The organism is Spirillospora sp. NPDC029432, assembly GCF_040703975.1.
Lineage (GTDB): Bacteria > Actinomycetota > Actinomycetes > Streptosporangiales > Streptosporangiaceae > Spirillospora.
In genome coordinates, this window is the sequence record NZ_JBEZWH010000083.1 from 1 (window position 1) to 26,452 (window position 26,452).

The 26,452-nt window shown below is 73.8% G+C and carries 26 protein-coding genes; 15 read left to right on the forward strand and 11 right to left on the reverse strand.

All coding sequences use genetic code 11. The annotated features are described in order from the left end of the window. Positions 1 to 65 precede the first annotated feature (65 nt). Both mctP and AB0881_RS36945 read right to left on the reverse strand, forming a co-directional pair. The gene (gene mctP, locus AB0881_RS36940) at positions 66 to 1,676 is read right to left on the reverse strand and encodes a monocarboxylate uptake permease MctP (protein WP_366624817.1); all 1,611 of its coding nucleotides are present in this window, start codon (positions 1,674 to 1,676) and stop codon (positions 66 to 68) included. Between the two features lies 1 nt (position 1,677). After that, entirely contained in the window at positions 1,678 to 1,926 is a 249-nt protein-coding gene (locus AB0881_RS36945; protein WP_366624819.1) for a DUF3311 domain-containing protein, read from the reverse strand. A 351-nt stretch (positions 1,927 to 2,277) separates the two neighbouring features. On the opposite strand from AB0881_RS36945, the gene AB0881_RS36950 reads away from it, so the two are divergent. From AB0881_RS36950 to AB0881_RS36960, 3 genes are all read left to right on the forward strand, one after another. Beyond that, positions 2,278 to 4,449, forward strand: a complete 2,172-nt coding sequence (locus AB0881_RS36950) for an anthranilate synthase component I (RefSeq protein WP_366624821.1) — start codon at positions 2,278 to 2,280, stop codon at positions 4,447 to 4,449. Positions 4,450 to 4,520: 71 nt separating this feature from the next. Continuing rightward, on the forward strand, positions 4,521 to 4,670 hold the full coding sequence (locus tag AB0881_RS36955) for a GPGG-motif small membrane protein (protein ID WP_366624822.1): 150 nt from the start codon (positions 4,521 to 4,523) through the stop codon (positions 4,668 to 4,670). A gap of 130 nt (positions 4,671 to 4,800) precedes the next feature. After that, positions 4,801 to 5,760 carry an SDR family oxidoreductase gene (locus AB0881_RS36960; RefSeq protein WP_366624824.1) on the forward strand — a complete coding sequence of 320 codons (960 nt, stop codon included), beginning with the start codon at positions 4,801 to 4,803 and terminating at the stop codon, positions 5,758 to 5,760. Here AB0881_RS36960 and AB0881_RS36965 read toward each other — a convergent pair. Further along, positions 5,751 to 6,713 (reverse strand): YafY family protein, encoded by a 963-nt coding sequence (locus tag AB0881_RS36965; protein WP_366624826.1) that lies wholly within the window; start codon positions 6,711 to 6,713, stop codon positions 5,751 to 5,753. The two genes, AB0881_RS36960 and AB0881_RS36965, sit on opposite strands and share 10 nt — an antisense overlap. A gap of 80 nt (positions 6,714 to 6,793) precedes the next feature. Between AB0881_RS36965 and add the strand changes: the two genes are divergently transcribed. Further along, the gene (add, locus tag AB0881_RS36970; RefSeq protein WP_366624828.1) at positions 6,794 to 7,804 is read left to right on the forward strand and encodes an adenosine deaminase; all 1,011 of its coding nucleotides are present in this window, start codon (positions 6,794 to 6,796) and stop codon (positions 7,802 to 7,804) included. A 44-nt stretch (positions 7,805 to 7,848) separates the two neighbouring features. Here the strand turns inward: add and AB0881_RS36975 are convergent, their stop codons facing one another. Then, positions 7,849 to 9,099 (reverse strand): DUF1266 domain-containing protein, encoded by a 1,251-nt coding sequence (locus AB0881_RS36975; protein WP_366624829.1) that lies wholly within the window; start codon positions 9,097 to 9,099, stop codon positions 7,849 to 7,851. An 18-nt stretch (positions 9,100 to 9,117) separates the two neighbouring features. Continuing rightward, positions 9,118 to 11,172 (reverse strand): molybdopterin-dependent oxidoreductase, encoded by a 2,055-nt coding sequence (locus AB0881_RS36980; protein WP_366624831.1) that lies wholly within the window; start codon positions 11,170 to 11,172, stop codon positions 9,118 to 9,120. A 165-nt stretch (positions 11,173 to 11,337) separates the two neighbouring features. Here AB0881_RS36980 and thyX point away from each other — a divergent pair, with 165 nt between their 5' ends. From thyX to AB0881_RS36995, 3 genes are all read left to right on the forward strand, one after another. Next, positions 11,338 to 12,057 (forward strand): FAD-dependent thymidylate synthase, encoded by a 720-nt coding sequence (gene thyX, locus AB0881_RS36985; RefSeq protein ID WP_366624833.1) that lies wholly within the window; start codon positions 11,338 to 11,340, stop codon positions 12,055 to 12,057. A 61-nt stretch (positions 12,058 to 12,118) separates the two neighbouring features. Next, positions 12,119 to 13,240, forward strand: a complete 1,122-nt coding sequence (locus AB0881_RS36990; protein WP_366624835.1) for a hypothetical protein — start codon at positions 12,119 to 12,121, stop codon at positions 13,238 to 13,240. 69 nt (positions 13,241 to 13,309) lie between these two features. After that, positions 13,310 to 14,014 (forward strand): dienelactone hydrolase family protein, encoded by a 705-nt coding sequence (locus AB0881_RS36995; protein WP_366624837.1) that lies wholly within the window; start codon positions 13,310 to 13,312, stop codon positions 14,012 to 14,014. Positions 14,015 to 14,034: 20 nt separating this feature from the next. On the opposite strand, the gene AB0881_RS37000 is transcribed toward AB0881_RS36995, so the two are convergent. Next, on the reverse strand, positions 14,035 to 14,424 hold the full coding sequence (locus AB0881_RS37000; protein ID WP_366624839.1) for a PaaI family thioesterase: 390 nt from the start codon (positions 14,422 to 14,424) through the stop codon (positions 14,035 to 14,037). A gap of 164 nt (positions 14,425 to 14,588) precedes the next feature. On the opposite strand from AB0881_RS37000, the gene AB0881_RS37005 reads away from it, so the two are divergent. Then, on the forward strand, positions 14,589 to 15,386 hold the full coding sequence (locus AB0881_RS37005) for a helix-turn-helix transcriptional regulator (protein WP_366624841.1): 798 nt from the start codon (positions 14,589 to 14,591) through the stop codon (positions 15,384 to 15,386). Between the two features lie 12 nt (positions 15,387 to 15,398). Here AB0881_RS37005 and AB0881_RS37010 read toward each other — a convergent pair whose 3' ends face one another. Beyond that, the gene (locus AB0881_RS37010) at positions 15,399 to 15,830 is read right to left on the reverse strand and encodes a hypothetical protein (RefSeq protein WP_366624843.1); all 432 of its coding nucleotides are present in this window, start codon (positions 15,828 to 15,830) and stop codon (positions 15,399 to 15,401) included. A 78-nt stretch (positions 15,831 to 15,908) separates the two neighbouring features. Between AB0881_RS37010 and AB0881_RS37015 the strand changes: the two genes are divergently transcribed. Next, positions 15,909 to 16,244: a helix-turn-helix transcriptional regulator gene (locus AB0881_RS37015; protein WP_366624844.1), complete on the forward strand. Its 336-nt coding sequence runs from the start codon at positions 15,909 to 15,911 to the stop codon at positions 16,242 to 16,244. Then, positions 16,241 to 16,876: a permease prefix domain 1-containing protein gene (locus AB0881_RS37020; RefSeq protein ID WP_366624846.1), complete on the forward strand. Its 636-nt coding sequence runs from the start codon at positions 16,241 to 16,243 to the stop codon at positions 16,874 to 16,876. Before AB0881_RS37015 ends, AB0881_RS37020 begins: the two co-directional genes overlap by 4 nt. Positions 16,877 to 16,906: 30 nt before the next feature. Here AB0881_RS37020 and AB0881_RS37025 read toward each other — a convergent pair whose 3' ends face one another. Then, the gene (locus AB0881_RS37025) at positions 16,907 to 18,022 is read right to left on the reverse strand and encodes a globin domain-containing protein (protein ID WP_366624848.1); all 1,116 of its coding nucleotides are present in this window, start codon (positions 18,020 to 18,022) and stop codon (positions 16,907 to 16,909) included. Between the two features lie 592 nt (positions 18,023 to 18,614). Between AB0881_RS37025 and AB0881_RS37030 the strand changes: the two genes are divergently transcribed. The 3 genes from AB0881_RS37030 to AB0881_RS37040 all read left to right on the forward strand — a co-directional run bounded on the left by AB0881_RS37030 (position 18,615) and on the right by AB0881_RS37040 (position 21,215). Further along, on the forward strand, positions 18,615 to 19,367 hold the full coding sequence (locus AB0881_RS37030; RefSeq protein ID WP_366624850.1) for a gamma-glutamyl-gamma-aminobutyrate hydrolase family protein: 753 nt from the start codon (positions 18,615 to 18,617) through the stop codon (positions 19,365 to 19,367). A 112-nt stretch (positions 19,368 to 19,479) separates the two neighbouring features. Then, positions 19,480 to 20,421 (forward strand): alpha/beta hydrolase, encoded by a 942-nt coding sequence (locus tag AB0881_RS37035; RefSeq protein WP_366624852.1) that lies wholly within the window; start codon positions 19,480 to 19,482, stop codon positions 20,419 to 20,421. Further along, complete coding sequence (locus AB0881_RS37040) at positions 20,418 to 21,215, forward strand: enoyl-CoA hydratase/isomerase family protein (RefSeq protein WP_366624854.1); 798 nt, start codon at positions 20,418 to 20,420, stop codon at positions 21,213 to 21,215. The genes AB0881_RS37035 and AB0881_RS37040 overlap by 4 nt, the downstream gene beginning before the upstream one ends. A 7-nt stretch (positions 21,216 to 21,222) precedes the next feature. Here AB0881_RS37040 and AB0881_RS37045 read toward each other — a convergent pair whose 3' ends face one another. Next, on the reverse strand, positions 21,223 to 21,657 hold the full coding sequence (locus tag AB0881_RS37045; RefSeq protein ID WP_366624856.1) for an SRPBCC family protein: 435 nt from the start codon (positions 21,655 to 21,657) through the stop codon (positions 21,223 to 21,225). A 72-nt stretch (positions 21,658 to 21,729) separates the two neighbouring features. Here AB0881_RS37045 and AB0881_RS37050 point away from each other — a divergent pair, with 72 nt between their 5' ends. Together AB0881_RS37050 and AB0881_RS37055 are read left to right on the forward strand one after the other, a co-directional pair. After that, complete coding sequence (locus tag AB0881_RS37050; RefSeq protein ID WP_366624857.1) at positions 21,730 to 23,229, forward strand: AMP-binding protein; 1,500 nt, start codon at positions 21,730 to 21,732, stop codon at positions 23,227 to 23,229. A gap of 205 nt (positions 23,230 to 23,434) precedes the next feature. After that, positions 23,435 to 24,241: a mycofactocin-coupled SDR family oxidoreductase gene (locus tag AB0881_RS37055; protein WP_366624859.1), complete on the forward strand. Its 807-nt coding sequence runs from the start codon at positions 23,435 to 23,437 to the stop codon at positions 24,239 to 24,241. Here AB0881_RS37055 and mftF read toward each other — a convergent pair. Further along, on the reverse strand, positions 24,231 to 25,718 hold the full coding sequence (gene mftF, locus AB0881_RS37060) for a mycofactocin biosynthesis glycosyltransferase MftF (RefSeq protein WP_366624861.1): 1,488 nt from the start codon (positions 25,716 to 25,718) through the stop codon (positions 24,231 to 24,233). The genes AB0881_RS37055 and mftF overlap by 11 nt on opposite strands. Beyond that, positions 25,715 to 26,452, reverse strand: coding sequence for a mycofactocin biosynthesis peptidyl-dipeptidase MftE (mftE, locus tag AB0881_RS37065; protein ID WP_366624862.1), 738 nt, complete (start codon positions 26,450 to 26,452; stop codon positions 25,715 to 25,717). Before mftE ends, mftF begins: the two co-directional genes overlap by 4 nt.

Genomic DNA, 26,452 nt, shown 5'->3' on the forward strand with positions numbered 1-26,452 from the left:
CGGACGTCCCGCACTGCGCGTGCGGGGCGGCCGCGCCCTGGTGACGAGCGTCGGCGGTGCGCCGGTCAGGTCGAGGAGGACAGCTCCAGCTCCTTGACCTTCGGGTCGCCGGCGTCGGCCGTGTAGTCCGACTCCCGGGTGGCGTCCTTGCCGTCGGCCAGCTTCGCGGCGCGGCACACGACCGTGCCGGCGACCGCGACCACCAGGTTGACGGCGAGCGCGAGCACGCCCACGTACACCGTCATCTTGGTGTCCAGCCCCAGCTCGCCCAGGCTGTACGCGGAGCCGCCGAAGTGCTCCTTGCCCTTGGCCGGGTTGGGGATCTGGTAGAGCATCCACAGCCCGGCGGCCAGCCCCGCGGCCCAGCCGGCGATCAGCGCGCCGCGGTGGAACCAGCGGGTGACCAGGCCGAGCGCGACCGCCGGCAGCGTCTGCAGGATGATCACGCCGCCGATCAGCTGCAGGTCGATGGAGAACTCGGGGTCCAGCAGCAGGATGCAGGCCACCGCACCGACCTTGACGACCAGCGAGACCAGCTTGCTGACCGTGGCCTCCTGCTTCTCGGTGGCGTCCTTCTTCAGGTACTCCTTGTAGATGTTGCGGGTGAACAGGTTCGCCGCCGCGATCGACATGATCGCCGCCGGGACCAGCGCGCCGATGCCGATCGCCGCGTACGCGACGCCGGCGAACCAGCTCGGGAACATCTGGTCGAACAGCACCGGCACCACGGTGTTGGTGTCGGCCTTCCCGTCCGTCGTGATCGGCGTGACGCCGGCCGCGATCGCCATGAAGCCCAGCAGCGCGATCAGGCCGAGCACGAAGCTGTAGGCCGGCAGCGCCGACATGTTGCGCTTGATCACGTCGCGGTTCTTGCTGGCCAGCACGCCGGTGATGCTGTGCGGGTAGAGGAACAGCGCCAGCGCCGAGCCCAGCGCGAGCATGGCGTAGTTGAGCTGGTTGGTGCCGTCCAGCAGGATCCCGTCGGACGGCGCGGGGGTCTTGTCGAACTTGGCCTGCGCCGAGTCGAAGATGTTCCCCCAGCCGCCGAGCTTGCTCGGGATGTACAGCACCGCGACGATGATCACCAGGTAGATCAGGATGTCCTTGACGAAGGCGATCAGCGCCGGCGCCCGCAGCCCCGACTGGTAGGTGTAGGCGGCCAGGATGGCGAACGCGATGACGATCGGCAGGTGGCCGGTCACCCCCATCGCCTTCAGCACCGCCTCGATGCCGACCAGCTGCAGCGCGATGTACGGCATCGTCGCGACGATCCCGGTGACCGCCACGGCCAGCGCCAGCGTGGGCGAGCCGAACCGGGCGCGCACGAAGTCGGCGGGCGTCACGAAGCCGTGCACGTGCGACACCGACCAGAGCCGGATCAGCACCAGGAACACCAGCGGGTAGACCACGATGGTGTACGGCACCGCGTAGAAGCCGGCCGCGCCCGCGCCGAAGACCAGCGCGGGGACGGCGACGAAGGTGTAGGCGGTGTAGAGGTCGCCGCCGATCAGGAACCAGGTGATCCAGCTGCCGAAGTTGCGGCCGCCCAGGCCCCACTCGTCCAGGCTGTCCATCGTGGCCGGCCGGCGCCACCGGGCCGCCACGAAGCCCATGCCGCTCACCAGCAGGAACAGCAGGGCGAATATGATCATCTCGGTGAGGTGCTCGGTGCTCATGTCAGCCCCGCCTCCTGGTCATCCGGTAGACGATCACCGTGCAGGTCACGCCCACCGGGATGAAGAGGAACTGGATCCAGTAGAAGGCGGGGAAACCCGCGACGCGGGGCGCGTCGCTGTTGAAGACGAACGTCAGCAAGGGGAGCACCACGGGGATGATCAGCAGCCAGTTCCAGTGGCTGCGGTCGGAGCGCGGGGCCTCCGCGGGGGGCGGGTTCTTGGCCGGGGTGCCGGCCGCTTTCGAGGCCAAGGGTCCTCCTCGTCGGGCGGGAGCGGATCTCCGCCCCGGGAGGTGCGCGAGTCGGCGGAGGTCCCCGGGGCGGAAGTGAAACCGGGTGAGCCTACCCCGGGGCCGGTCACGGGATCATCTCGGGTGCGGCACGACTTGGCTGGATCGTTCCACCGGGGCGTCGCTCGACCGGGGGCCGCGCGGGCGGGTAGGCTCCTCCCATGCGAACCGAGCCCCGGGCCTTCCAGTGGTGGTGGCGCCGCTAGGCGGCGCCGGTTCGTGCATTTCCGAAATCCAGGCGACCGCCCTCACCCGGCGGTCGTCTCGCGTTTCGGCCGGGGGTGCAGGGCTCGATCACGAGGGGCCACCGCGGTGGAGACCGTCCCAGAACAATCGCAGACCAGCGAGTTCGTGACCGCCGGGGGCGTGCGGGTCATCCGCACGGCGACGCCGGTCGACTCCGAGCGCAAGTCCGACGTGCTGAACGCCCTCGTCGCCGCCGTGGGGGAGCGGCGAGGCGGCGTGCTGAGCTCCGGCATGGAGTACCCCGGCCGCTACAGCCGCTGGCACATGGCCTATATCGACCCCTGCCTGGAGATCGTCGCGCGCGGCCGCACGGTCGCCGCGCGGGCGCTGAACGGCCGCGGCCGGATCGTGCTGGCCGCGATCGCGCCGGTGCTGCGCGGCGCCGGCGAGGTCCGCTCCGAGGACGAGGGCGGGATCGAGGTCTTCGTCCCGCCGTCCGCGGAGTTCTTCGCCGAGGAGGAGCGCAGCCGGCAGCCGACCGTGTTCACCGCGCTGCGCGCGATCATCGACCTGTTCCGCTGCGACGACCCGCACCTCGGCCTGTACGGCGCGTTCGGGTACGACCTGTCGCTGCAGTTCGAGCCGCTGCGCACCCGGCTGGAGCGCCCGGCGGACCAGCGCGACCTCGTGCTGCACCTGGCCGACGAGATGATCGTGGTCGACCGGAAGCGGGAGACCTCGCACCGGATGTCCTACGACTTCGAGGTCGGCGGCGCGAGCACCGCCGGGCTGCCGCGCGAGACCGAGCCGACGCCCGTCCCGGCCGCGGCCGAACCGCCGCCCCAGCCGGTGCCGGGCGTGTACGCGCAGATGGTGCGGGACGCCAAGGACAAGTTCATCCGCGGCGACCTGTTCGAGGTGACGCCGGGCCACGCCATGTACGGGCGGTGCGAGTCCCCGGCGGCGTTCTTCGAGCGGCTGCGGGAGACCAACCCGGCCCCGTACGAGTTCCTGTTCAACCTGGGCGACGGCGAGTACCTGGTCGGCGCCTCGCCGGAGATGTTCGTCCGGGTGAGCGGCGACCGGGTGGAGACCTGCCCGATCGCGGGCACGATCCGGCGCGGCGAGGACGCACTGGAGGACGCGGAGCAGATCCGCGCGATCCTGTCGTCGGCCAAGGACGAGTCCGAGCTGACGATGTGCACCGACGTCGACCGCAACGACAAGTCGCGGATCTGCGTCCCGGGCAGCGTGAAGGTGCTGGGGCGGCGGCAGATCGAGCTGTACTCGCGGCTGATCCACACCGTGGACCACATCGAGGGGCGGCTGCGGCCGGGCTTCGACGCGCTGGACGCCTTCCTCACCCACATGTGGGCGGTGACGGTGACCGGCGCGCCCAAGACGTGGGCGATGCAGTTCATCGAGGACCACGAGGACTCGCCGCGCCGCTGGTACGGCGGTGCCGTCGGCTGCGTCGGGTTCGACGGGTCGATGAACACCGGGCTGACGCTCCGCACCGCGCAGATCCGGGACGGGATCGCGACCGTGCGGGCCGGGGCCACGCTGCTGTACGACTCCGACCCCGACGAGGAGGAGCGCGAGACGCACCTCAAGGCGAGCGCGCTGCTGCGGGCGCTGGCGGAGTCGCAGGCCGGGGCGGAGGAGGCCGGGGCCGGTGCGGAGCCGGCGGCCGGGCGCGCCGGGGAGGGGCTGAAGGTCCTGGTCGTCGACCACGAGGACTCCTTCGTCAACACCCTCGCCGACTACTTCCGCCAGGAGGGCGCGGAGGTGGTCACGCTGCGGCACGGCTTCCCGGTGGGGATGCTGGACGAGCACGCCCCCGACCTGGTCGTCCTGTCGCCGGGCCCGGGCCGTCCCGAGGACTTCGCCACCGGGGCGCTGCTGGACGCCCTCGACGAGCGGGGGCTGCCCGCGTTCGGGGTCTGCCTGGGGCTGCAGGCGATGGTCGAGCACGCGGGCGGCGAGCTGGCGCTGCTGCCCGAGCCGTCGCACGGCAAGCCGGGACGGGTGAAGGTCGCGGCGGGCGGCGCGCTGCTGGAGGGGCTGCCGGACGAGTTCACCGCGGCCCGCTACCACTCGCTGCACGCCACGCCCGACCGGGTGAAGGGCTTCCAGGTCACCGCGCTGACCGGGGACGTCGTCATGGCGATCGAGGACCCGCGGCGGCGCCGCTGGGCGGTGCAGTTCCATCCGGAGTCGATCCTCACCGCGGCGGGGCGGTCGGGCCACCGGATCGTGGCCAACGCGCTGCGGCTCTGCCGAGTGGAACAAGTGTAATTTATCCGTAATTTCGGACATCCAGAACTGTGTGGCGGTTTGTCGGTCGCGGGGCGGGGGACCCCGCGACCATGATTACCTTGCTGTGGTTGATCGCGGTGGTCCTGATCATCGCGGGTATCTATGTCATCATCGCCCGCCGGGAGCTGATCTTCGGCATCGTCCTGATCGTTCTCGGCTTCCTGGTCGGCCCGGGCGGCTACAGCATCTTCAGCCCCTGACCGTCCGCGCCGCATGGACCTCCCCGCCCGGGCAGCCGCCCGGGCGGGCGCCATGCGTCCGGAAGGGTCCGTCCGAAACGCGGCGAAACCCTGACGTTCCCTGTCAGGTTTCGGTGCCAGCATCGTTCCCATGAACGAGCAGAAGAGCACCGGAACGACCGGACGGGCCGGGCGGGACCGCCCGCTGGCCGGGCGGGTCGCCCTGGTCGCGGGGGCCACCCGCGGCGCCGGCCGCGGCATCGCCGTGCAGCTCGGCGCCGCGGGCGCCACCGTCTACGCCACCGGGCGCACCACCCGCGGGCGGCGCTCGGAGATCGGCCGTCCCGAGACCATCGAGGAGACCGCCGAACTGGTCACCGCGGCCGGCGGCGAGGGGATCGCCGTGCCCACCGACCACCTCGACCCCGCGCAGGTGGACCGGCTGGTCGAGCGGATCGACGCCGGCCACGGCCGGCTGGACGTCCTGGTGAACGACATCTGGGGCGCCGACCACCTCGTCAGGTTCGGCACGCGGTTCTGGGACCTGCCGCTGGACGAGGGCCTGCGGATGTTCCGGCTGTCGATCGACGCGCACGCCATCACCGCGCACAAGGCGCTGCCGCTCCTGATCAGGAACCCGGGCGGGCTGGCGATCGAGGTGACCGACGGCACCGCCGAGAGCAACGCCGCGTACCGCAAGGAGACCGGCTACTTCTACGACCTGTGCAAATGGGCCGTGATCCGGATGGGCCTCGCCCTCTCGGAGGAGATCGGGCCGTACGGCTGCACCGCCGTGTCGCTCACCCCCGGCTGGCTGCGGTCGGAGGCGATGCTGGAGCACTTCGGCGTCACCGAGGACACCTGGCGCGACGGCACCCGCGTGGACGAGCACTTCGCGATCTCCGAGTCGCCGGCGTACGTCGGCCGCGCCGCCGCCGCCCTGGCCGCCGACCCCGACCGGCACCGGTGGAACGGGAAGTCGCTGTCCAGCGGGGGACTCGCCCAGGAGTACGGGTTCACCGACACCGACGGCAGCCGGCCGGACGCCTGGCGCTACATCGCCGAGGTGCAGGGGGCCGGCAAGCCCGCCGACGTCACCGGCTACCGGTAGAGCGCGGCGAGCCGGGCGGCGTTCCCGGCCATCCGGGCGCGCAGCTCCGGCGGCTCCAGGACCTCGACGTCCGCGCCGAGGCGCATCAGCTCGTGCTCGGCGACCTCCGGCGACTCGACCGGCAGCCGGGTGACGACCCAGCCGTCGGCGTCCGGCTCGCCCGCCTCCTCCCGCGCCCGCCGGGCCGCGTACGGCTCCACCGCGTACCGCAGCGCGCGCAGCCCGGCCGGGCTCAGCCGGACGGTGACCTCCTCGCGCAGCATCGCCCGCAGGAACGACTCGGCCTGCCCGGCCCAGTGGCCGGGCAGGTCGAACCCCTCGTCCCGCTCGAACGTCCCGCCGGTCGGCTCCAGCCCGGCGATCCGGTCGACGCGGTACGTGCGGTGCCCCTCGCCGACGCGGGCGACCAGGTACCAGGTGCCGTTCTTCAGCACCAGCCCGTACGGCTCGACCGTGCGCGTCACCTCGCGGTCCCTGCGGTAGCGCAGCCGGACGACCTCGTCCTGCCACACCGCGCGGGCCAGCTCCCGCAGCAGCGGCGGCGGGCCGGACTCGCCGAACCAGCCCGGCGCGTCCAGGTGGAAGCGCCCGCCGGCCCGGACGGGGGCGTCCCGCAGCGTGGGCGGGAGCGCGGCCAGGACCTTCAGCTCCGCCGCCGCTACCGCGTCGGCCAGCCCCATGTCCGCGGCCGGTCCCGGCAGCCCGGACAGGAAGAGCGCCTCGGCCTCCTCGCGGCTGAGCCCGGTGAGCCGGGTGCGGTACCCGCCGACGAGCCGGTAGCCGCCGTTGCGGCCCTGCTCGGCGTACACCGGGACGCCCGCCGCCGACAGCGCCTCGACGTCCCGGTAGACCGTCCGCTCGGAGACCTCCAGCTCGCGGGCCAGCTCGGCGGCGGTCATCGTCTCCCGCGACTGCAGCAGGAGGACCAGAGAGATCAGCCGGGACGCGCGCATGCGCCCATTCTGACATTCTTGTGTCAAATAGCGCGGTATTCCCTGCCGCCGGCGGCGGAACCGCTGTTAGCGTCGCCGCCGTGTCCGATCTCCACGCGTTCATCGACGCCCTTCCGAAAGTCGAGCTCCACGTCCACCTGGTGGGCTCGGCGTCCGTTCCCACCGTCCTCGAACTGGCCCGGCGCCACCCCGACGGGACCGTCCCGACCGGCGAGCGGGAGCTGCGGGACTTCTACGCCTTCCGCGACTTCCCGCACTTCGCCGAGGTCTACATGGCGGTCAACTCCCTCGTCCGCGACCCCGAGGACGTCGCCACCCTCGTGCTCGGCGTCGCCCGCGACCTGGCCGCGCAGAACGTCCGGTACGCCGAGCTGACCGTCACCCCGCACGCCCACCGGCTGGTCGGCATGCCGCCCGCCGCCGTCACCGAGGCGCTCGACATCGCCGCCCGGCAGGCGCGCGAGCGGTACGGCGTCCGGATGGCCTACATCTTCGACATCCCGGCCGACCTTCCCGGCGACTTCATCGGCGGCACCCTCGACCAGGCGCTGAACCACCCGCCCGAGAACCTCGTCGGCTTCGGCCTGGCGGGCGTCGAGCAGGCCCGCGCCGGCCACACGGAGGCCATCCGGGACGCGTTCCGCGCCGCCCGCGCCGCCGGCCTGCGCAGCCTCCCGCACGCCGGCGAGATGACCGGCCCGGAGACGATCTGGGAGGTCGTCGAGGGGCTGGGCGCCGAGCGCATCGGCCACGGCCTGTCCTGCGTCCAGGACCCGCGCCTCGTCGCGCACCTGCGCGAGACGCAGATCCCCCTGGAGGTGTGCCCCACCTCCAACGTCTGCACCGGCCAGATCCCCGACATCGCCGCCCACCCGCTGCCGCGGATGCTGGACGAGGGCCTGTTCGTCACGCTCAACAGCGACGACCCGCCCATGTTCGACACCACCCTGACCGGCGAGTACCGCGTCGCCGCCGACGTCTTCGGGCTGGGCCGCGCCGAACTGGCCGCCCTGGCCCGCAACGCCGTGACCGCCTCCAGCCTCGACGCGGACGCCAAGAACGCGATCCTCGCCGAGATCGACGCCACGTGACCACCGGCTCGGTGTAGCGTCCGCCGGCACCGCGTGCCCCGGAGTCAGCCCCAGGCCAGGGTGCGCCAAGGGCTGTCCGGGGCGCCGGTGAGGATCCGGTGGGCCGCGATCGAGCGGTCGTACCAGGTGCCGAACTCGCCCTCGTCGAAGCGCAGCAGGCGGCCCAGGGTGTAGCCGGCGGAGAACTCCTCCCACGACCCGTACGACCGGCGGGCCAGGTCGCCGGCGCGCAGCACGCATTCCTCGGCGGTCGCGGCGTCGCAGAAGCCGGCGTTGCGGCCCCAGCGGGCCATGTTGACCGCGCGGCCGTAGTCGTACCCCGACACGGTGGCCACCCGGTCGCCGGGGCCCAGCAGACCGTCGGCGCGGAAGCGCGCCTCGTACCTCAGGATCAGCGTCGACAGGCCGACCAGCTCCCGGGCGGTCTCGTCGGCGATGTCCTCGCCGCTGCACCAGGCCGTGATGGCGTCCTGCCAGGCGTACTCGTCCTGCTCGGGCCGCCGCAGGTCGAGCACGGCCTGGATCGCCGGGTCGCTGTTCTCCGCGTGGAGCAGCGCGTCGATCTGCTCGCGCCAGCCCTCCGCGTCCGTGACGCCCCAGCTCTGGGCCAGCCGCTCGCGGACGCCGGCGGGATCCTCGTCGCGGCCGTCCGGCAGGTTCCAGGCGGCACCGTTGCCGACCGCCAGGTGCGCGCCGACCGCCAGCGCGGCGGCGAGCCGTCCCCACGGCGCGGCGCCGGGATGCGTCACGACGACGTCGTGGTCGCGGTCCGGGCGCCGCTCCGCCTCCTCCAGAAGCGCCGCCACCCGCCGGTGCGCCTCGCCGTCCGGGGCGAGCACGGCCAGCAGCTCGCGCAGCGCCGGGACGGCCGCGCGGGGCCCGCTCTCCCGGACCGCGAGCCGCGCCGCGTGCACCGCGACCCGGCCGGCGCGCCGGCCGTCCCCGAGGGCGCGGAACCCGTCCAGCGCCGCCAGCGCCCGGCCGCGCGCCTCCTTCACCCGGCCCGCGCCCTCCAGGACGTGCGCGGCCTGCCCGTCCAGCACGGCCCGCAGCCCGCCGGCGTCCGGGAGGCCGGCGGCCGCGCGCTCGGCGGCGTCCAGGATCCGCAGGGCGTCGCGGACCCGGCCCGCGTCCGCCAGCGCCCGCGCCTGCCTGGCCCGCACCGCCACGGCGGAGGCGAGATCGCCGCGCGCCTCCAGCGCCCCGGCCGCCTCCGCGTAGCCCGCCGCCGCCTCCGCGGACTCGCCCCGCCGCTCGTACTTCCGTGCCCGGTCGAGCGCGGTACTGATCTTCATGCTCCCTTGACGGGCCGCTCAGCCCGCCGGTTCCACCTCGACGCGGGTGTCGTGGAACACCGGCCCGCCGCCCAGGTCGGTGTCGCGCTCGTCGACGACCGCGTTGGCGTTGGCGCCGCCGGAGAACTTGGCCCAGTGACCCTTGGTCGTGGCGACCACCCCCGGCCGGACCTGCGCGGTCACCTCCAGGACCGCCTCGAACGCGCCGCGGTCGTTGCCGACCCTCACCCGGCGGCCGCTCTCCAGCCCCCGCTCGCGCGCGTCCTCGGGATGCATCCGCAGCTCCGGCCCGCCTCCCGACCGCCTCCGCAGCTCCTCGTTGCTGCCGAAGACCGTGTTGAGGAAGTGGTGCGAGGCCGCCGAGATCAGCGCGAGGGGGTACCGCTTCTCCCGCTCCGGGTCGGCGACCTCGAACGGCGGCGTGTACCCCGCCAGCGGGTCCTGCCCCGCGTCCCCGGCCCACCGCGACACGAACTCCAGCCGCCCCGACAGCGTCGGGAACCCGTCGGCGTACGGAAGGAACGGATCGGGCACCGACAGCCGGGCGAACCCGTCCTTCTTCAGGCGCTCCAGCGTGATCCCCTCCAGGAACGGGTGCCCGGACGCCAGCGCCTGCTCCGCCAGCCGCTCGTCGGACTCGTACAGCGCCGGCTCCGACAGCCCCATCGCGCGGGCCAGCCGCCGGAACGTCTCCGTCGTCGGCAGGCACTCGCCGGGCGGCTCGACCGCGGGCTCGTTCCACGCCAGGTACAGGTGGCCGTACCCGTCGTGCAGGTCCGCGTGCTCGTGCTGCATCGTCGCCGGCAGCACGATGTCGGCGTAGTCCGTCGTGTCCGTGGGGAACTGCTCCAGCACCACCGTGAACAGGTCCTCGCGCGCCAGCCCCGCCCGGACCTTGCTCTGGTGCGGGCCGCTGCCCACCGGGTTGGCCGCGATCACGAACAGCGCGTGCACCGGCGGATCGGCCTCCAGCAGCCCCTCCCCGATCCGGCTCATCGACAGCGACCGCAGCGGCCCCGGCCGCAGGTCGTCGCGGAACAGCGCCGCCCGGTCCAGCGGGACGTGCCCCGACGTCGACGTCGCCAGCCCGCCGCCCAGCAGGCCCCAGTCACCGGTCACCGCGGGGAACGCGGCCAGCGTCCGCAGCGTCATCGCGCCGCCCGAGTGCCGCTGCAGCCCCTGCGTGGCCCGGATCGCGGTCGGCCGCGTCCGCGCGACCCGCTCGCCCAGCGCGACGATCCGCTCCTCCGGCACCCCGGTGATCTCCGCCACCCGCGCCGGCGTGAACGTCTCGACGCGCGCCCGGAACTCCTCCCAGCCCAGCGTGTGCCGCCGCAGGAAATCCTCGTCCTGCGCCCCGAGCCGCACGACCACGTTCAGCAGCCCCAGGGCCAGCGCCGCGTCCGTGCCCGGCAAGGGCGCCAGATGCTCGTCGGCCTGCTTCGCCGTCCGGGTCAGCACGGGGTCGATCGCGACGACGTGCGCGCCCTTCCGGCGCGCCTCCTGCACGAACTTCCACACGTGGTGGCCGCTGGTCAGGGGATTGGTGCCCCACAGGATGACAAGGCGGGCGTGCCGCAGGTCCTCGGGGTCCATGCCGCCCGACGAGCCCAGCGTGTGCCAGGCCCCGGCCGTCCCCGCCGCCGAGCAGATGTTGGCGAGGTGCCGCGACGCGCCCAGCACGTTGAAGAACCGGCGCCCCGCACCGCCCTCCAGCCCCTGGATGTAGCCGAGCGTCCCGGTCCCCCAGTACGGCCAGATCGCCTCTCCGCCGTGCTCGTCGATCACCGCCCGCAGCCGCCCGGAGATCTCCGCCAGCGCCTCGTCCCAGGAGATCCGCTCGAACCGGCCCTCGCCCTTGGCCCCCGTCCTGCGCAGCGGGTACAGGATCCGGTCGTCCTGCTTCGAATGCTCGATCCACCGGTTGACCTTGGTGCACAGGGCACCGCGCGTGTACGGGTGGTCCGGATTGCCCCGGAGGCCGACCGCCTCACCGTCCCGTACGGTCACCACCCACGAGCACCCGTCCGGGCAGTCCAGCGGGCAGGCCCCCAGCACCTTGAGCTCCGTCACGACCCGTTCCCCACCCCGATGACCTCCCTCAACACCCGGATCCCCCCAGTCTGCGCCATCCCGGACACCACCGAAACCCCGCCTCACCCCTGACATGATCCGAGGTGTCCCCCGGCGGGACTACAGTTGCCGGGGCGGTTCAGGCGGTGAAGAGGAGGACCGGTCGTGGACGGGGACATCGAGTTCCGCAGTGACGTGGTGGTGGAGCTGATCAAGTCGGCCGCGTCGGACGCGGATGTGCTGTGGGCGGCTCGCGTGTCGACCAAGGGCGAGAGCTCGCTGGCGGAGATCGAAGCCGACCCGGAGCGCTCCAAGGGACTGATCAATTTCCTGATGCGGGACCGGCACGGCACCCCGTTCGAGCACTCCTCCATGACCTTCTACGTGAAGGCCCCGATCTTCGTCTTCCGGGAGTTCATGCGCCACCGCACCTTCTCGTACAACGAGGAGAGCGGTCGCTACCGCCGGCTCGAGCCGGTCTTCTACGTCCCGGGGGCGGACCGCAAGCTCGTTCAGGAGGGGCGTCCCGGCAAGTACGTCTTCGTCGACGGCACACCCGAGCAGCACAAGCTGGTCACGGAGGCCACCAAGGAGAGCTACAGGCAGGCCTACCGCGCCTACAGCGAGATGCTGGAGGCGGGGATCGCGCGCGAAGTCGCACGCACTGTGCTGCCGGTCGGCCTCTATTCGTCGATGTACGCCACCTGCAACGCCCGCGCCCTGATGAACTTCCTGTCATTGCGGGTAAAGCGGGAGGACTCCACGTTCCCGTCGTTCCCGCAAAGGGAGATCGAGATGGTCGCCGAGCAGATGGAAGAGCAGTGGGCCGCGCTCATGCCGCTGACCCACGCCGCCTTCGAGGCCAATGGCAGGGTGTGCCCTTAGAGCGTCAGTGCCCCGTGACATCGTGAACCCGCCGACACCTGAAAGGCGGGAGCAGGTGATCATGGGATATGACGACGGAACCGATGTCCTGACCGATGCGGGTTGGATTCCGTGGCCGAATATCGCGGGAAACGAGATGTTCGGGACGGTCCATCCCGTATCAGGTGAGTTGACTTATCGGACGGCGGTCGAGGTCTCGCATGTGCGGTACGACGGCCCCATGTACCGGGTCCGCTCGGAGCAGATCGACCTGCTGGTGACACCCGCCCACCCCCTGTGGATCCAGCGTGCGGACACCCGAGCGGCGCGCAGGGGAGAGCAGCCGTACGCTCTCGAGCGGGCCGACGCGGTTCTACACAAGCGGGTCCGGTACCAGAAGACGGCTCGATGGCTCGCCGGGTCCGACGCTGACGTGGTCACGCCTGCGGCGAGCCGGCACTGGGTGCGATCGGACAATGGTGCCCACTGCGTCCGGTACTACCCGGAAGCGGTCTTCCCTGCCCATCATTTCGCCCGCTTTCTCGGTTATTATCTCGCAGAAGGCTCCGTCAACGGGCATGTGATCGTGCTCGCCCAGAACCGTGGGCCTCTGCTGGACAAGATGGCCGCGACCGTTCGTGCTCTGGGATTGCCCGCGTACATACCGACATCCGGTGACGGCTCCGTACGCACCCAATGCACGTCACTTCGCGATCTGCTCGCAACACTGGGGCACTCTCACGACAAGGTGATGCCCGATATCGTCGGCTTCTGGTCGGCGGACCTCGCCCGGTCACTCCTGGACGCGATGGTCGAGGGTGACGGCACCACCCATCGGGGGAACGGGCATCGCGTCATCTACACGGCCTCCCCGGCGCTCGCCGACGCCTTGCAGGTGCTGGCGATCAAGGCCGGGCTGAGCGCGAACATACGTCTCGACGACCGCGTGGGGGTCGAACGCGTCATGCCGGGCGGGCAGCGGTTCCGCAACCGGCGGGTCTGTTACGTAGTCTCTCTCGTCGCCAGGCGCAACAGGCCGCTGGTCAACCATGGTCGTCATCAGCCGAGCCGTTATTGGAACGCTGAGGGCTTCCATGACGGACTCGAGGGATACCGCGGGAGCGTTCACTCCGCCGTCATCGACGACGCGCTGCTTCTGGTTCGCAGGGGTGGCAAGCCGGTCGTCGTCGGCGCGGGGAGCTGAGACGAGCGTCACGGGGTTCGGGGGATTTGGGTCTGGGCGTGCGGGGGCGGGTGCGGGAGGTTGGGGCGCATGCCTGATGTCATGATCGCGCCTGGACTGCCCGCCTACCTGGCCGTGCCCGAGGGGGAGGGGCCCTGGCCCGCCGTGGTGGTGGTCTTCGAGGCCACCGGCCCCACCGCCGACATGCGCGAGCAGGCCGACCGCTTCGCGGCGAACGGGTACCTGGCGGTCCTGCCGGACTTCTACGGTGGCGCGCCCTGGCTGCGGTGCGTGCGGAGCGCGATGCGGCAGATGATGGCGCGCAAGGGGCCGATCTTCGACCACATCGAGGGCGCCCGGACGTGGCTGGCCGGGAGGGACGACTGCACCGGCCGGGTCGGGCTCATCGGCTTCTGCATGGGCGGGGGCTTCGCGCTGGTGGCGGCGGCCAGGTACGGCTTCCAGGCCGCGTCGGTGAACTACGGCATCCTGCCACGGGGTGATCTGGCGGAGGTGCTGGACGGCGCATGCCCGATCGTGGCCGCCTATGGAGGCCTCGACCGTTCGCTGCGGGGGGCGGCCGGCAGGATCGAGCGCGCGCTGGACGAGCTGGGCGTGCCGCACGATGTGAAGGAGTATCCGGGCGCGGGCCACAGCTTCCTGACCGGGTCGCGGCTGCCGGCGCCGCTGGGCGCCGTCTCGAAGATCGTCCTCGGGCACGGGAAGGGCCGGGAGAACGCCGCCGACGGCTGGGAGCGGATCTTCGCGTTCTTCGGCGAGCACGTTCCCGATTAGTGATCTACAACGTAAAGGCGTCAGCCGTGGAGGACGGCCTGGGTCTGGGTGACCTGGGCGACGCGGCGGTCCTCGGCGTCGTACAGGTCCGTCTGGACGACGATGAAGCGGCGGCCGGTGTGCAGGGGACGGGCGACGCCGCGGACCTCGCCGTCGCGGACGCCGCGCATGAAGTTGGTCTTGGACTCCAGCGTGGTGGTGGACGCGCCGTCCGGGAGGTTGAGGTAGGCGCAGGCGGCGCCCAGGGTGTCGGCGAGGGCCATCAGGGCGCCGCCGTGCATGACGCCGCCGGCCGTGCAGCGGTCCGCGGCCCAGGCCAGCCGGCCGGTCACCTCGCCGGGCGCGGCGGAGTCGATCCCGATGCCGAGGGCGCGGGCGAACGGCATGGCGTCGATGAGCTCGTCGGTCATGGCGCCCAGCGTGGCGCACGCCATGGGCGCGAGGCCATTACCTCGGACGTCATGTCCGCCGGAACGTGCGTGGCGGGCCGCCGGGGCGCCGGGACCTACGGGCGCCGGTCATTACCGGTGAGGTAATCGCGGGCATGACATGGCCGCGGGTAGCGTTCCGGGCCATGACGATCACTTCGCTCGGCGATGTACGGCCCGTGGGGGACCAGCTGCGGGCATGGCGGCAGCGGCGCAGGCTCAGCCAGCTCGAGCTGGCCTCCGGAGCCGAGGTGTCCACGCGCCATCTGAGCTTCGTGGAGACGGGACGGTCGGCGCCGAGCCGGGACATGGTGCTGCGCCTGGCCGAGCACCTGGAGGTGCCGCTGCGCGACCGGAACCTGCTGCTGGTCTCGGCGGGCTACGCGCCCGTCTACGCGGAGACGCCGATCGAGGAGCCGCGGATGGACTCGGTACGGGCCGCGCTGAGGCAGGTCCTGCGAGGCCACGAGCCGTACCCGGCGGTGGTCGTCGACCGGTTCTGGAACCTGATCGACGCCAACCAGGCCGCGGGGTTCTTCATGGAGGGGGCGCCGCCGGAGCTGCTGGAGCCGCCGCTGAACGTGCTCAAGCTCAGCATGCATCCGGACGGGATGGCGCGGAACATCGTCAACCTGGGGGAGTGGCGGGCGCACATGATCGACCGGGTGCGGCGGCACGTGGCGCTGACCGCCGACGCCGCGCTGGCGCAGCTGTACCGCGAGCTGCGCGACTTCCCGGGGCCGGAGGCGGCGACGGCGCCGACCGGCCAGGAGGTGGTGATCCCGCTGCGGATCCGGTACGGCGACCGGACGCTGTCGTTCTTCAGCACGATCGCCACGTTCGGGACGCCGGTGGACATCACGGTGGCGGAGCTGGCCATCGAGTCGTTCTACCCGGCCGACCCGGCGACGGCGGACTTCCTGCGCGAGCGCGCCACCGGGTAGCGGCGGGGCCGGTCAGGCGCTGGTGGTCGAGCCGGGCCGGACGATCATGAGGACGACGACGACCGCCCACAGGAGGTTGAAGACGCCGGTGAGCATGGCGAGCCGGCCGGCGGTGGCGGCGGCGGCCGGCCCGTCGGCCGCGAGCATCCGCTGCTGGCCGGGCAGGATGGCGAAGGCGAGGACGGCCGCCGCGGCGCCGGTGAGGATCACCGAGGCGATCAGCCAGGGGTCGCCGAGGACGCCGAGCGCCGCGCCGGTGGCGAAGCCGAGGATCGGAACGGCGAGCCCGGCGAAGGCGTAGCCGGAGCAGATCCGGTGCAGGAACGCCGCCACGCCCCCGGCGGACTCCTTGGCGTAGCGGGGGAACAGCGACGCGGCCACGGTGATCGGCCCGATGAACACGATCGCGGCCAGGACGTGCAGGGACAGCAGCAGCTTGGTCAAGGCGGGCTCCAGATCTCCGGATATGTTGGTTGCCTATATGTCGTCTGTCTACAGCACGGGTGTGTAGGCTGTCTACTCATGAGGGCGGACGCGGTACGCGGACATCTGGACGGCCTGCTGCTGGCCGTGCTCGAACCGGGCCCGCTGCACGGCTACGCGATCATCGCGGCCGTGCAGCGGCGCAGCGGCGGGGCGCTGGAGCTGAAGACGGGGACGATCTATCCGGCGCTGAACCGGCTGGAACGGGTCGGGCTGCTGCGCAGCGCCTGGCTCTCCGAGGGGGAGCGGCGCCGGCGCTGCTACGAGCTCACCGACGCCGGGCGGCGCGCGCTGGCCGGCGAGCGGGACGCGTGGCACGAGTTCACGTCGGTCATCGGGGCGGTCCTCGACCCGGCGCCGGGGCACCCGGCGTGACGGCCGCGACCACCGCCGCCGGCCCGGTCGAGGAGCACGTCGCGGCGCTGTCGGCGGCGCTGCACGGCCCGGCCCGGGCCAAGGAGCGGCTCGTCGAGGAGCTGCGCGGCGGCCTGGAGGACACCGTCGCCGCGTACGAGGGCAGGGGCGTCCCCTACGAGCGCGCCGCCGAGCTGGCGGTGCGGGAGTTCGGGAGCGTCGCGGAGCTGGCGCCGGGCTGCCAGCGGGAGCTGACCATCGCGCAGGTGCGGCACACCGCGCGGGCGGTCGCGCTCACGATCCCGCTGCTGATCGGGTGCTGGCTGCTGGTCCGCACCGCCGGTCACCAGCAGCAGTGGCAGCTGTGGGCGGCGGCGGCCGCGGCGCTGCCGGGGGCGGGGACGCTGGCGGCGACCGGTGCGCTGGCGCGCCGGCTGCCGGTGCCGGACCGGCTGCCGATCGCGGTCGCGTGGGCCGGGACGGTCACGGCGCTGGCGATGGCGGTGGCCACGCTCGGGCTCGCCGGGACCGCGGCGCTGTACGGGAACTGGCCGCTGACGGTGCTGGCCGGCGCGCTGACCGCCGCGTCGCACGCCTTGGTCGCGGGCTCGGCCCGCGCCTGCCGGCGCTGCGCCCGGCTGCCGGCCCGCTGAGCGGCCCGTGCCGTCCGCGTGCGGTGCGGGTCAGGCGCAGTACTCGCCGTCGAGCGGGTCGTGGTGGATGCGCTGCGGGGGGACGTCGAGCCGCTGGAGCGCGTCCACCGTGCATCTGATCATCTCGGCCGGCCCGGCCACGTAGACCTCATGCTCGGCCAGGCCGGGGATGTCGCCGAGCGCGTCCGCCGGAGTGGTGTGGGCGCCGCCGTCGGCGACCAGCGTGGTCGTGCGCATCCCGGGGTGGCCGACCGCCAGCCGCGCCAGGCCGGCCGTGTCGTACAGGTCCTGCTCGGTCCGCGCGCCCACCATCAGGTGGACGCGCCGCGCGGGGTCGGCGGCCAGGGCGTCCTCGGCGAGGGCGCGCAGCGGGGCCAGGCCGGTGCCGCCGGCGATCAGGAGCAGGTCGCGGCCGGCGGCCTCCGGGGCGAGGGTCATGGTGCCCAGCGCGGGTCCGAGCAGCAGCGTGTCGCCGGTGCGGGTGTGCCGTACCAGGGTGCCGCTCACCCAGCCGGCCGGTACGGCGCGCACGTGCAGCCGCAGCGTGCCGTCGGGCCGGGGCGCGTTGGCGATCGAGTACGGCCGCCAGACCCGCGGCCAGCGCGAGACCTGGACCGAGACGTACTGGCCGGCGTCGAACGGCAGCGGCCGGCCCGGCCGCAGGGTGAGCACGGCCAGGTCGTACGAGCGGCGCTCGTGCGCGACGACTTCGGCGATCCACCAGGGCGGCGCCTGCTCGGCGTCCCGCTCGGCCGCGGCGATCATCAGCTCGGACGCGGCCCGGTAGCCCGCGGTCCAGGCGGCCTCGGCCTCGGCCGTCCAGCCGTCCCCGCCGTACGCGCGCAGCGTCGCGATGAGGGCGTCGCCGACGGCCGGGTAGTGCTCGGGCAGGACGCCGAGCTTGCGGTGGTCGCGGCCCAGCCGGCCGAGGTAGCCCGCCAGCGCGTCGGGGCTGTCCATGCTCCAGACGATCTTGGTCAGGGCGCGGAAGAGCCGGTCGCGCTGCGCGTCCATGGCGGGCGGGAACAATGCCCGCAACCGGGGATGCTGGGCGAACAAACGGCCGTAGAAATAGGCGATCGCCTTATCGGCGACCGGCTCCAGGTGCGTAAAGCTTTCTTTGATGATTCGGGGTTCCAAGGACATCAGGCGAGTTCGCCCCCCGGTCCATTCCGACGATGGTCGCCGGACTCCGACAGGGGGTGCGTCGGCGCGGGGACGTCCGGCTCGCTGAGATTCTCGCACTCAAAGTGCCTGGTCTCAACCGTTCGGCGCCATCGTGCACGAACCGATACGGAGCGTGATCGAACGCTGATTTCCTGTTACCGGCTGCTGTATTCCGGCGGAAGAATACTCCTCGGTATCATCGTCGCGGATGGTCGAAATGGCGTTCGATAACGCCTCCGATTCGCCCAGGCGCGAGGCGCTGTCCGGGATTAGCCGGTTATGCCCGGTGATCTCCGCTGCCCTTCCTCCGGTGGAGGAGGATTCTCTACCGCCGGATCCCGCACGGTCGCCGCGCACCCCCGCGCGGCCGCCCCCGGCCGGGCGCCGCGGTACCTGTCGCGGAACGGGAAGGTAGGGCAAGCTGGCCTGAACAGGGTCAGGGACAGGACGGGGGACGGGGGAGGGCCGGTCCGTAACCCGGGTCATGCGCCATGATGACCCGACGCAGACGGCGCGCCACGCCGGGCGACGGGCACCGGGCCGTGGTACGCACAACGGGAGGGACACCAGCATGAGCGAGGCGACCCGGCAGGCGCCGGGCGGTCCCGGCGACGCCGACCGCTCCCCGCCGGTCATCGGCATCACCACCTACCTGGAGCCGGCACGCTGGGGCGTATGGGTCCGCGAGGCCGCGCTGCTGCCCGCGCCGTACGCGCGGGCGGTGGAGCGCGCGGGCGGCGTGCCGGTGATGCTGCCCCCGACCGGCGGGCTGCGCGGCGTGGACGCGCTGGTGCGGCGGCTGGACGGGCTCGTGATCGCCGGCGGCGGCGACGTCGACCCCGACCTGTACGGGGCCGACCGGCATCCCGAGACCGGGCCGCCGCAGCCGCAGCGCGACCGGTTCGAGCTGGCGCTGGTGCGCGCCGCCATAGAGGCCGACCTGCCGTTCCTCGCCATCTGCCGGGGGATGCAGGTGCTGAACGTGGCGCGCGGGGGCTCGCTCGTCCAGTACCTGCCCCAGGAGGTCGGGAACGAGGACCACGCCCCGGCGGTGGGGATGGTCGGCCGGCACCGGGTGCACATCAACCCGACCAGCGCGGTCGGCAAGATCATGGGGGACGGCGCGGACGTGCCGACCTACCACCACCAGGCCGTCAAGCGGCTCGGCAAGGGGCTGAGCGCGGTCGCCTACGCCGCCGACCAGGTGGTGGAGGCGGTGGAGCTGCAGGGGCACCGGTTCGGGATCGGCGTCCAGTGGCACCCGGAGGAGGGCGACGACCGCCGCCTGTTCGAGGCGCTGGTCGCCGAGTCCGCCGGCCGCTGACGCCGCCGGGGCACCGGCGGCCGCGCCCGGCCGCCCGGCGGGCGGTTCGCGGGCGATCACGCGGGGAGATCATGACCTGAAGGTCCACCCCGCCCCCGACGGAGGCCGCCGCATGCCCGTGCACCCGCAGACCCGGCGTTTCCTGGAGTTCCTCGGCGCCTGGACCGATCTGCTGGGCCCCGACCCGTCGATCCAGGACATGCGCCGCGTGGTCGGCTCGGCGCTCCCGGCGCCGCGCCGCGGGCTGGCGGAGGTGGCGGACCTGACCGTTCCGGGGGAGGGCGGTCCCGTGCCGGTCCGCCTGTACCGTCCCGAGGAGGGCGCGACGCTGCCCGCGCTCGTCTACTTCCACGGCGGGGGATGGGTCGTCGGCGGGCCCGGCAACGTCGACGCCGCCTGCCGCGAGTTCGCCGCGCGCGCCGGCTGCGCCGTGCTGAGCGCCGACTACCGGCTGGCCCCCGAGCACCCGTTCCCGGCCGCCGCCGACGACGCCTGGGCGGTGACCGCCGCGGCCGTCCGCGACCCCGGCCGCTTCGGCGTGGACCCCGCGAACGTGGCCGTCGCGGGCGACAGCGCGGGCGGCAACCTCGCCGCCGTCACGGCGCTGGCGGCCCGCGAGCGCGGCGTGCGGCTCGCCCACCAGCTGCTCGTCTACCCCGTCACCGACACGGCCATGGACACCCCCAGCTACGCCGCCTACGGCACCGGGTACGGGCTGGACGCGGACTCGATGGCGCTGTTCATGGACCTGTACCGCGGCGGCGCCGACCCCGCCGACCCGCGGCTGGCGCCGCTGCGCGCGCCCGACCTGGCCGGGGCGGCCCCCGCGACCGTCATCACCGCCGAGTGCGACGTGCTGCGCGACGAGGGCGAGGCGTACGCGCGGCGGCTCGCGGCCGCCGGCGTCCCGGTGGAACTGCGCCGGTACGCGGGCATGGTGCACTCGTTCTTCCTGCTCCCGGAGCTGTTCGACACCGGCGTCGAGGCGATGGATTTCGCTGTGCGACGATTGCGCGCGGCATTCGCGGCACCGACCCGGAAGGACGGCCCATGAGCGAGACCCGGTACGGCGCGTACCAGCGGCTGAAGATCGACGAGGCGGGGCCGGGGATCCTGCGGATCACGCTCAGCGCGCCCGGGCGGCTCAACGCGGTGGACGAGACCGGGCACCGCGAGCTGGCGGAGATCTGGCGGGACGTGGACGCCGACGACGCGGTGCGCGCGGTCCTGATCCGCGGCGAGGGCACGGCGTTCTCGGCCGGCGGGGACCTGTCCATGATCGAGGGGATGCTGGACGATCCGGCCGCCCGCTCCCGGATCATGCGCGAGGCCAGGGACATCGTCATGAACGTGATCGAGTGCTCGAAGCCGGTCGTCAGCGCGATCCAGGGCCCGGCCGTCGGGGCGGGCCTGGCGGTGGCGCTGCTGGCCGACATCTCGGTCGCGGGCCGCTCCGCGAAGATCATCGACGGCCACACCCGGCTCGGGGTGGCCGCCGGCGACCATGCCGCGATCGTGTGGCCGCTGCTGTGCGGCATGGCCAAGTCCAAGTACCACCTGCTGCTGTGCGAGGCGGTGACCGGCGAGGAGGCCGAGCGGATCGGCCTGGTGAGCCTGTGCGTGGACGACGACGCGGTGCACGAGCGCGCGCTGGAGGTGGCGGGCCGGCTGGCGAGCGGGTCGGCGGAGGCGATCCGCAACACCAAGCACGCCCTCAACCACTGGCTGCGGGTGGCGCAGCCGGCGTTCGACGCCTCGCTGGCGCTGGAGTTCCTCGGCTTCACCGGCCCGGACGCGCGCGAGGGCGTGGCGGCCCTCCGCGAGAAGCGGCCGCCGAGGTTCGCCTGATCCCCGGTCAGCCGAAGCGCCTGCGCAGGGCGTCCAGGCCGGTGGCGTAGATGGCGTGGGTGAGGGTCTTCTCCATCGCCTCCTCGTCGCCGGCGTCGGCGGAGAACTCGGCCTGCCACTCCACGAAAGCCTGGCCGGTGCCGGTTACCGGCGCGACCCGGATCCGGGCGCGGGCGGACCTCACCGGCAGCGGGCACTCCAGGATCTCGTAGGCGTAGGACCGCTCGGCGTCGTCCAGGGAGGTGAGCCGCTCGCGGAACGGCCGGGGGCCGGGCCCGATCAGCCGCCGCACGCAGCCGACCCGGTCGGCCGGGCCGCCGTCCTCGATCACGCCGGTCTCCACGCCCGGCATCCAGTCGGCGAGGTTGCCGAAGTCGCGCAGGTAGGACCACACGTCGTCGGCCGGGGCGTTGAGCACGGCGCTGGCATAGGAGCGGGGCATCGGATGCCTCCTCGGCATCGAGGGTGGGAGATCATCTTGCGCCGCGCAGTGTGATCCGGGCAACATGGCGGCGTGCTGCTCGGTGATCTCGCCCATCGCGGCGCCACGCTCTGGCCGGACCGGACCGCGTTCGCCTGGGAGGGCGGCCGCACCCGCTCGTACGCCGAGCTGCACGACCGGGCCGGGCGTTGGCACGGGCTGCTCGCCGCCGGCGGGGTGGGCGCCGGCGACCGGATCGCCCTGCTCACCGTCAACGCGCCGGAGGCGGTCGAGGTCGCGTTCGCGGCGTCGTGGCTGGGCGCGGTGGTCGTCCCGCTGAACGTCCGGCTCGGCCCGGCCGAGATCCGCTTCCAGGTCGAGGACGCCGGGGCGCGGCACGCGGTCGTCCATCCGGCGCTGGAGGGCCTGGCCCGCGAGAGCGGCCTGCTGGACGGCGCGTACTGGACCATCGGCCCGGACCTGGACGAGGCCCTGGCCGCCGTCCCCGGCCCGGCCGCCGGCGCGCCCCGCCCGGCCGAGGACGCGCCGGTCATGCAGCTCTACACCTCCGGCACGACCGGACGCCCGAAGGGCTGCCTGCTGACCAACCGCGGCTGGGTCGTGGCGGCGGCCAACGCCGTACAGGCGTTCGGGATCACCGGCGACGACCGCCTGCTCGGTGCGCTGCCGCTGTTCCACGTCGCCGGGTACGGCACGGCGCTCGGCCACCTCGCGGCCGGCGGAACGGTCGTCCTGCCGCCGGGCCCCGCCCCCGCGCAGGTCTGGCCGGTGATCGCCCGCCACGGGGTCACCGTCGCGATCTTCCCGGCCGGCACCGGCGCCGCCCTGCGCCACCCCGAGGCCGCCCCGGAGACGCTGCGGCTGGTGTTCGGGATGGCCGCCACCGAACGGACCCGCTCCCTGGAGGAGCTGCGCGATCTCGGCATCGGCTACCGCGGCGTGTACGGCTCGACCGAGGCCGGGAACTTCGTCACCGTGACCACCCTGGACGACGAGCTGGCCCGGCCCGGCACGGTCGGCCGCCCGCTGCCGCCGTTCGACCTGGCGATCGACGCGCCCGACGCGACCGGGACCGGCGAGCTGCTGGTGCGCGGCGCGTCCCTGATGGCCGGGTACGCGGGCCTGCCCGAGGCCACCGCCGCCGCCCTGCGCGACGGGTGGCTGCACACCGGCGACCTGCTGCGCCAGGACGCCGACGGCTACTTTTACTTCGTCGACCGCGCCAAGGACATGATCAAGACCGGTGGCGAGAACGTCTACTCCGCCGAGGTCGAGCGCGTGCTGGCCGCGCATCCGGCGGTCGCCGACGTCGCGGTCGTCGGCGTCCCGGACCGGCGCTGGGGCGAGGCCGTCAAGGCCCTGGTCGTGCTCCGCGACGGCCACGAGCCCGGCGGCGCCCCCGCCGGGCTGGACGCCCACTGCCGGGAGCTGCTCGGCGCGTTCAAGTGCCCCCGCTGGTACGAGATCGTCGAGGCGATCCCGCGCAACCACTCCGGCAAGATCCTCAAGCGCGAGCTGCGCGCCGCCCACGACCCGGCCACCGCCGTCCGGCTGCCCGAACGCGACCGCTGACGCCGCCCGGGCCGTCCGCGCGGCACGGCCGCGGCGCCCGGGCCCCCCTTCGTCCGGCCGGCCCATGCCCGCGCCGCCGGCCGCCGCCTGCCAGGAAGGACGTCCCGCTCCCCGCCGATCGGCGGCGGGAGCCGGACCCTTGCCCCTTTTGGCATCGAGTGCCATCATGACGGGACCGTCGAGTCGATCACCGTGGAGGTACGTAATGGCGCGTTTGGCGGGCAAGGTGGCGTTCATCACCGGCGCCGCGAGGGGCCAGGGCCGGGCGGAGGCCGTGCGGCTCGCCGCCGAGGGCGCGGACATCATCGCGATCGACATCGCCGGGTCGCCGAGCACGTACGTCAAGTACGAGCCCGCCACCGAGGCCGACCTGGCCGAGACCGTCAAGCTCGTCGAGGAGCAGGGCCGCCGCGTCGTGGCCCGGAACGCCGACGTCCGCGACCTGGCCGGGCTGGAGGCCGCCGTCCGCGACGGCGTCGCCGAGCTGGGCCGGCTCGACATCGTCGTGGCCAACGCGGGGATCATGAACTACGGCCGCACCTGGGAGCTGACCGAGGAGCAGTGGCAGGACGTGATCGACGTCAACCTCACCGGCGTGTGGAAGACGGTCAAGGCCACCGTCCCGACGCTCATCGAGCAGGGGCAGGGCGGCTCGGTCATCATCATCAGCTCGGTCGCGGGCGAGAAGGGCCTGCCCTTCCTCGCGCACTACGCCAGCTCCAAGCACGCCGTGGTCGGCCTCGCCAAGACCCTGGCGAACGAGCTGGGCGAGCACGACATCCGGGTCAACACGATCCACCCGCACGGCGTGCGGACGGGCATGACCGACACCTCGCTGCACACCTACATCGAGGAGTCCCCGATGCTCGGCCCCATCTACATGCCGGCGCTGCCGTACCAGATGGTCGAGCCGGAGGACATCGCCAACGTCGTGGCGTTCCTGTCCTCCGACGAGGGCAAGTACATCACCGGCGACCAGATCCGCGTCGACCTCGGCGCCATCAACCGCTGAGCCTCCGGAGCGCGGCTCCCGCCCGCCGGAGAGCGGGCTGGAACGCCTCGGGGAGGCGGACGTCCGGCAGCAGCGGGGCGGCGGACCGCGCGCGGGCGGCGGCGGCCGTGACGCCGGACCCGTACGCCGCGTCCTCGGCCAGCCGCAGGACCGTGTAGGAGGCCGGGCCGACGGCGGGCCGCTCCCGCAGCCACTCCAGCGCGATCGGCGCCAGCATGGCCAGCGCTGCGGCGCGGGCCGCGCGGCTGCGCGGCGCGGCCGCCAGCGCGAGCAGCCCGACGGGCCACCACTCGCGGCGCAGCGCGTGCCCGAGCGCGGCGGCGTCGGCGGCCGCGCCCTTGCCGACGAGGGCGACGGCCAGGCTCCAGTCGGCCGGCAGCCGCGACAGCCGCCTGGCCAGCAGCGCCGCGGCGATCCCCGCGCACGCGGCCGCCGGGACCGGGCGCCCCCGGGCCAGCAGCGCCAGGACGGCGAGGTTCCACAGCGACGGGCGGGCGGGCGCGAGCCGGCCGGGATGGCGGCGGGCCAGGTCGGCGGCGGACGTCCCGTACTGGTGGCGCCGCCGGGCCCAGTCCGCCGGGCGCAGCCGCGGCGTGTGGGCGACGCGCGCGGCGGGCTCGTAGCGGACGTTCCAGCCGCGGTCGCCCAGCCGCCAGACGAAGTCGACGTCCTCGCCCAGCCGCATGTCCTCGTCGAACGCGGCGTCCGCGTCCCGCACCGCCGCGGCGCGCACGAGCAGCGTCGCCGTGGGGACGAACCCGAGCCTGCCTCCCGGCCGCACCAGCGCCGGCCGCACGCCCATGTCGAGCGCGGACCGGGCGGCCTCGTACCGGGCCAGCAGCCGCGTGTCGCCCGGCCCCGGCACCACGCGGGGCGCCACGGCCGCGACGCGCGGGTCGTCGAAGTGCGGCATGAGGACGTCCAGCCAGCCGTCCATGGGGCGGCAGTCGGAGTCCACGAACGCCACGAACGGCGTCCCGGCCAGCCGCAGCCCGGTGTTGCGCGCGGCGGCCGGCCCCCGGTTGCGGTCGTGCCGGACCAGCCGGGCGCCGTGCGCGGCGGCCGCGCGGCGCAGCGGCCCGGGATCCGGTGAACCGTCGTCCACGACGACCACCGGCACGCCCTCGACCGTCGCCAGCGTCGCCTCGAGTTCGGCGGGACGGCCGTACGCCGGGATCACGACCGTCACGTCGTGCGGGCCGGGACGCGGGCCGGGGACCGGGTCGGCGAGGCCGTGGTCGAGCAGCTGCCGGGCCAGCGCGCGCCCCACGGGGGAGTCGTCGGCCAGGCCCCGCGCGCCCGCCCGCCGCAGCGCGGCCAGATGTGGGCGCGCCGCCGCGCCCAGGCGCACGACCTTCCAGGGCGCGCCGCCGGTGGCGACCCGGCCGCCCGTCCAGAGGGAGGTCCCGCGCGCCAGCGCGATGGGGAAGCCCGCCGGAAGGGGGAAGGAGCGCCGGCCGTCCCCGGATCCGCTCACGGCCGCGCCCCCGGGGACGGGACGCCCGGATCGAGGAGCCGGCCGCGCTCGTCCGCCCGCCCGCCGCCGATCCGCCGGACGGCCGCGCCGACCATGGCCTCCAGGATCTCGCGGCCGGCCGCGGCGGACGCCCCGGCCGGGTCCCCGAGCACCCCGGACGGCGAGACCGCCCGGACGCCGCGCGCGACCAGATCGGGCATCAGCTCGGGCAGCGGGCGCGCGTCGCCGGAGACCCCGCCGAACGGGCGTACCAGGTCCGGGGCCAGGTGCAGCATGACGGACGTCTCGGTGAACCCGGCATGGGCGTCGCCGCCCGGAACCGCGCAGCCGACCCAGGCGGTGTCGTGCCCCTCGGCCCGCATCCGCCCGACGGCGGCGTCCAGTGTCGGGACGTTGCCGCCGTGCCCGTTGACGAAGACGATCCGCCCGGCCCACAGCGCGAGCGAGCGGACGGTCTCCACGAGCACGGCGCGCAGGGCCTCGTGGCCGATGGAGACCGTCCCGGGGAAGCCGGCGTGCTCGCCGCTGGCGCCGTACGCGATCGCCGGCGCGACCATCGGCGGCCCGGGCAGCCGGGCCGCCGCGCGCTCGGCGACGGCCCGCGCGATCACGGTGTCGGTGGAGAGGGGCAGGTGCGGCCCGTGCTGCTCGGTCGAGCCGACCGGCACCAGGACCGGCGGGTCCGGCGGGACCTCCGGCCAGGCCGAGCCCGCGATTCCCCCCTCTTCCCGCAC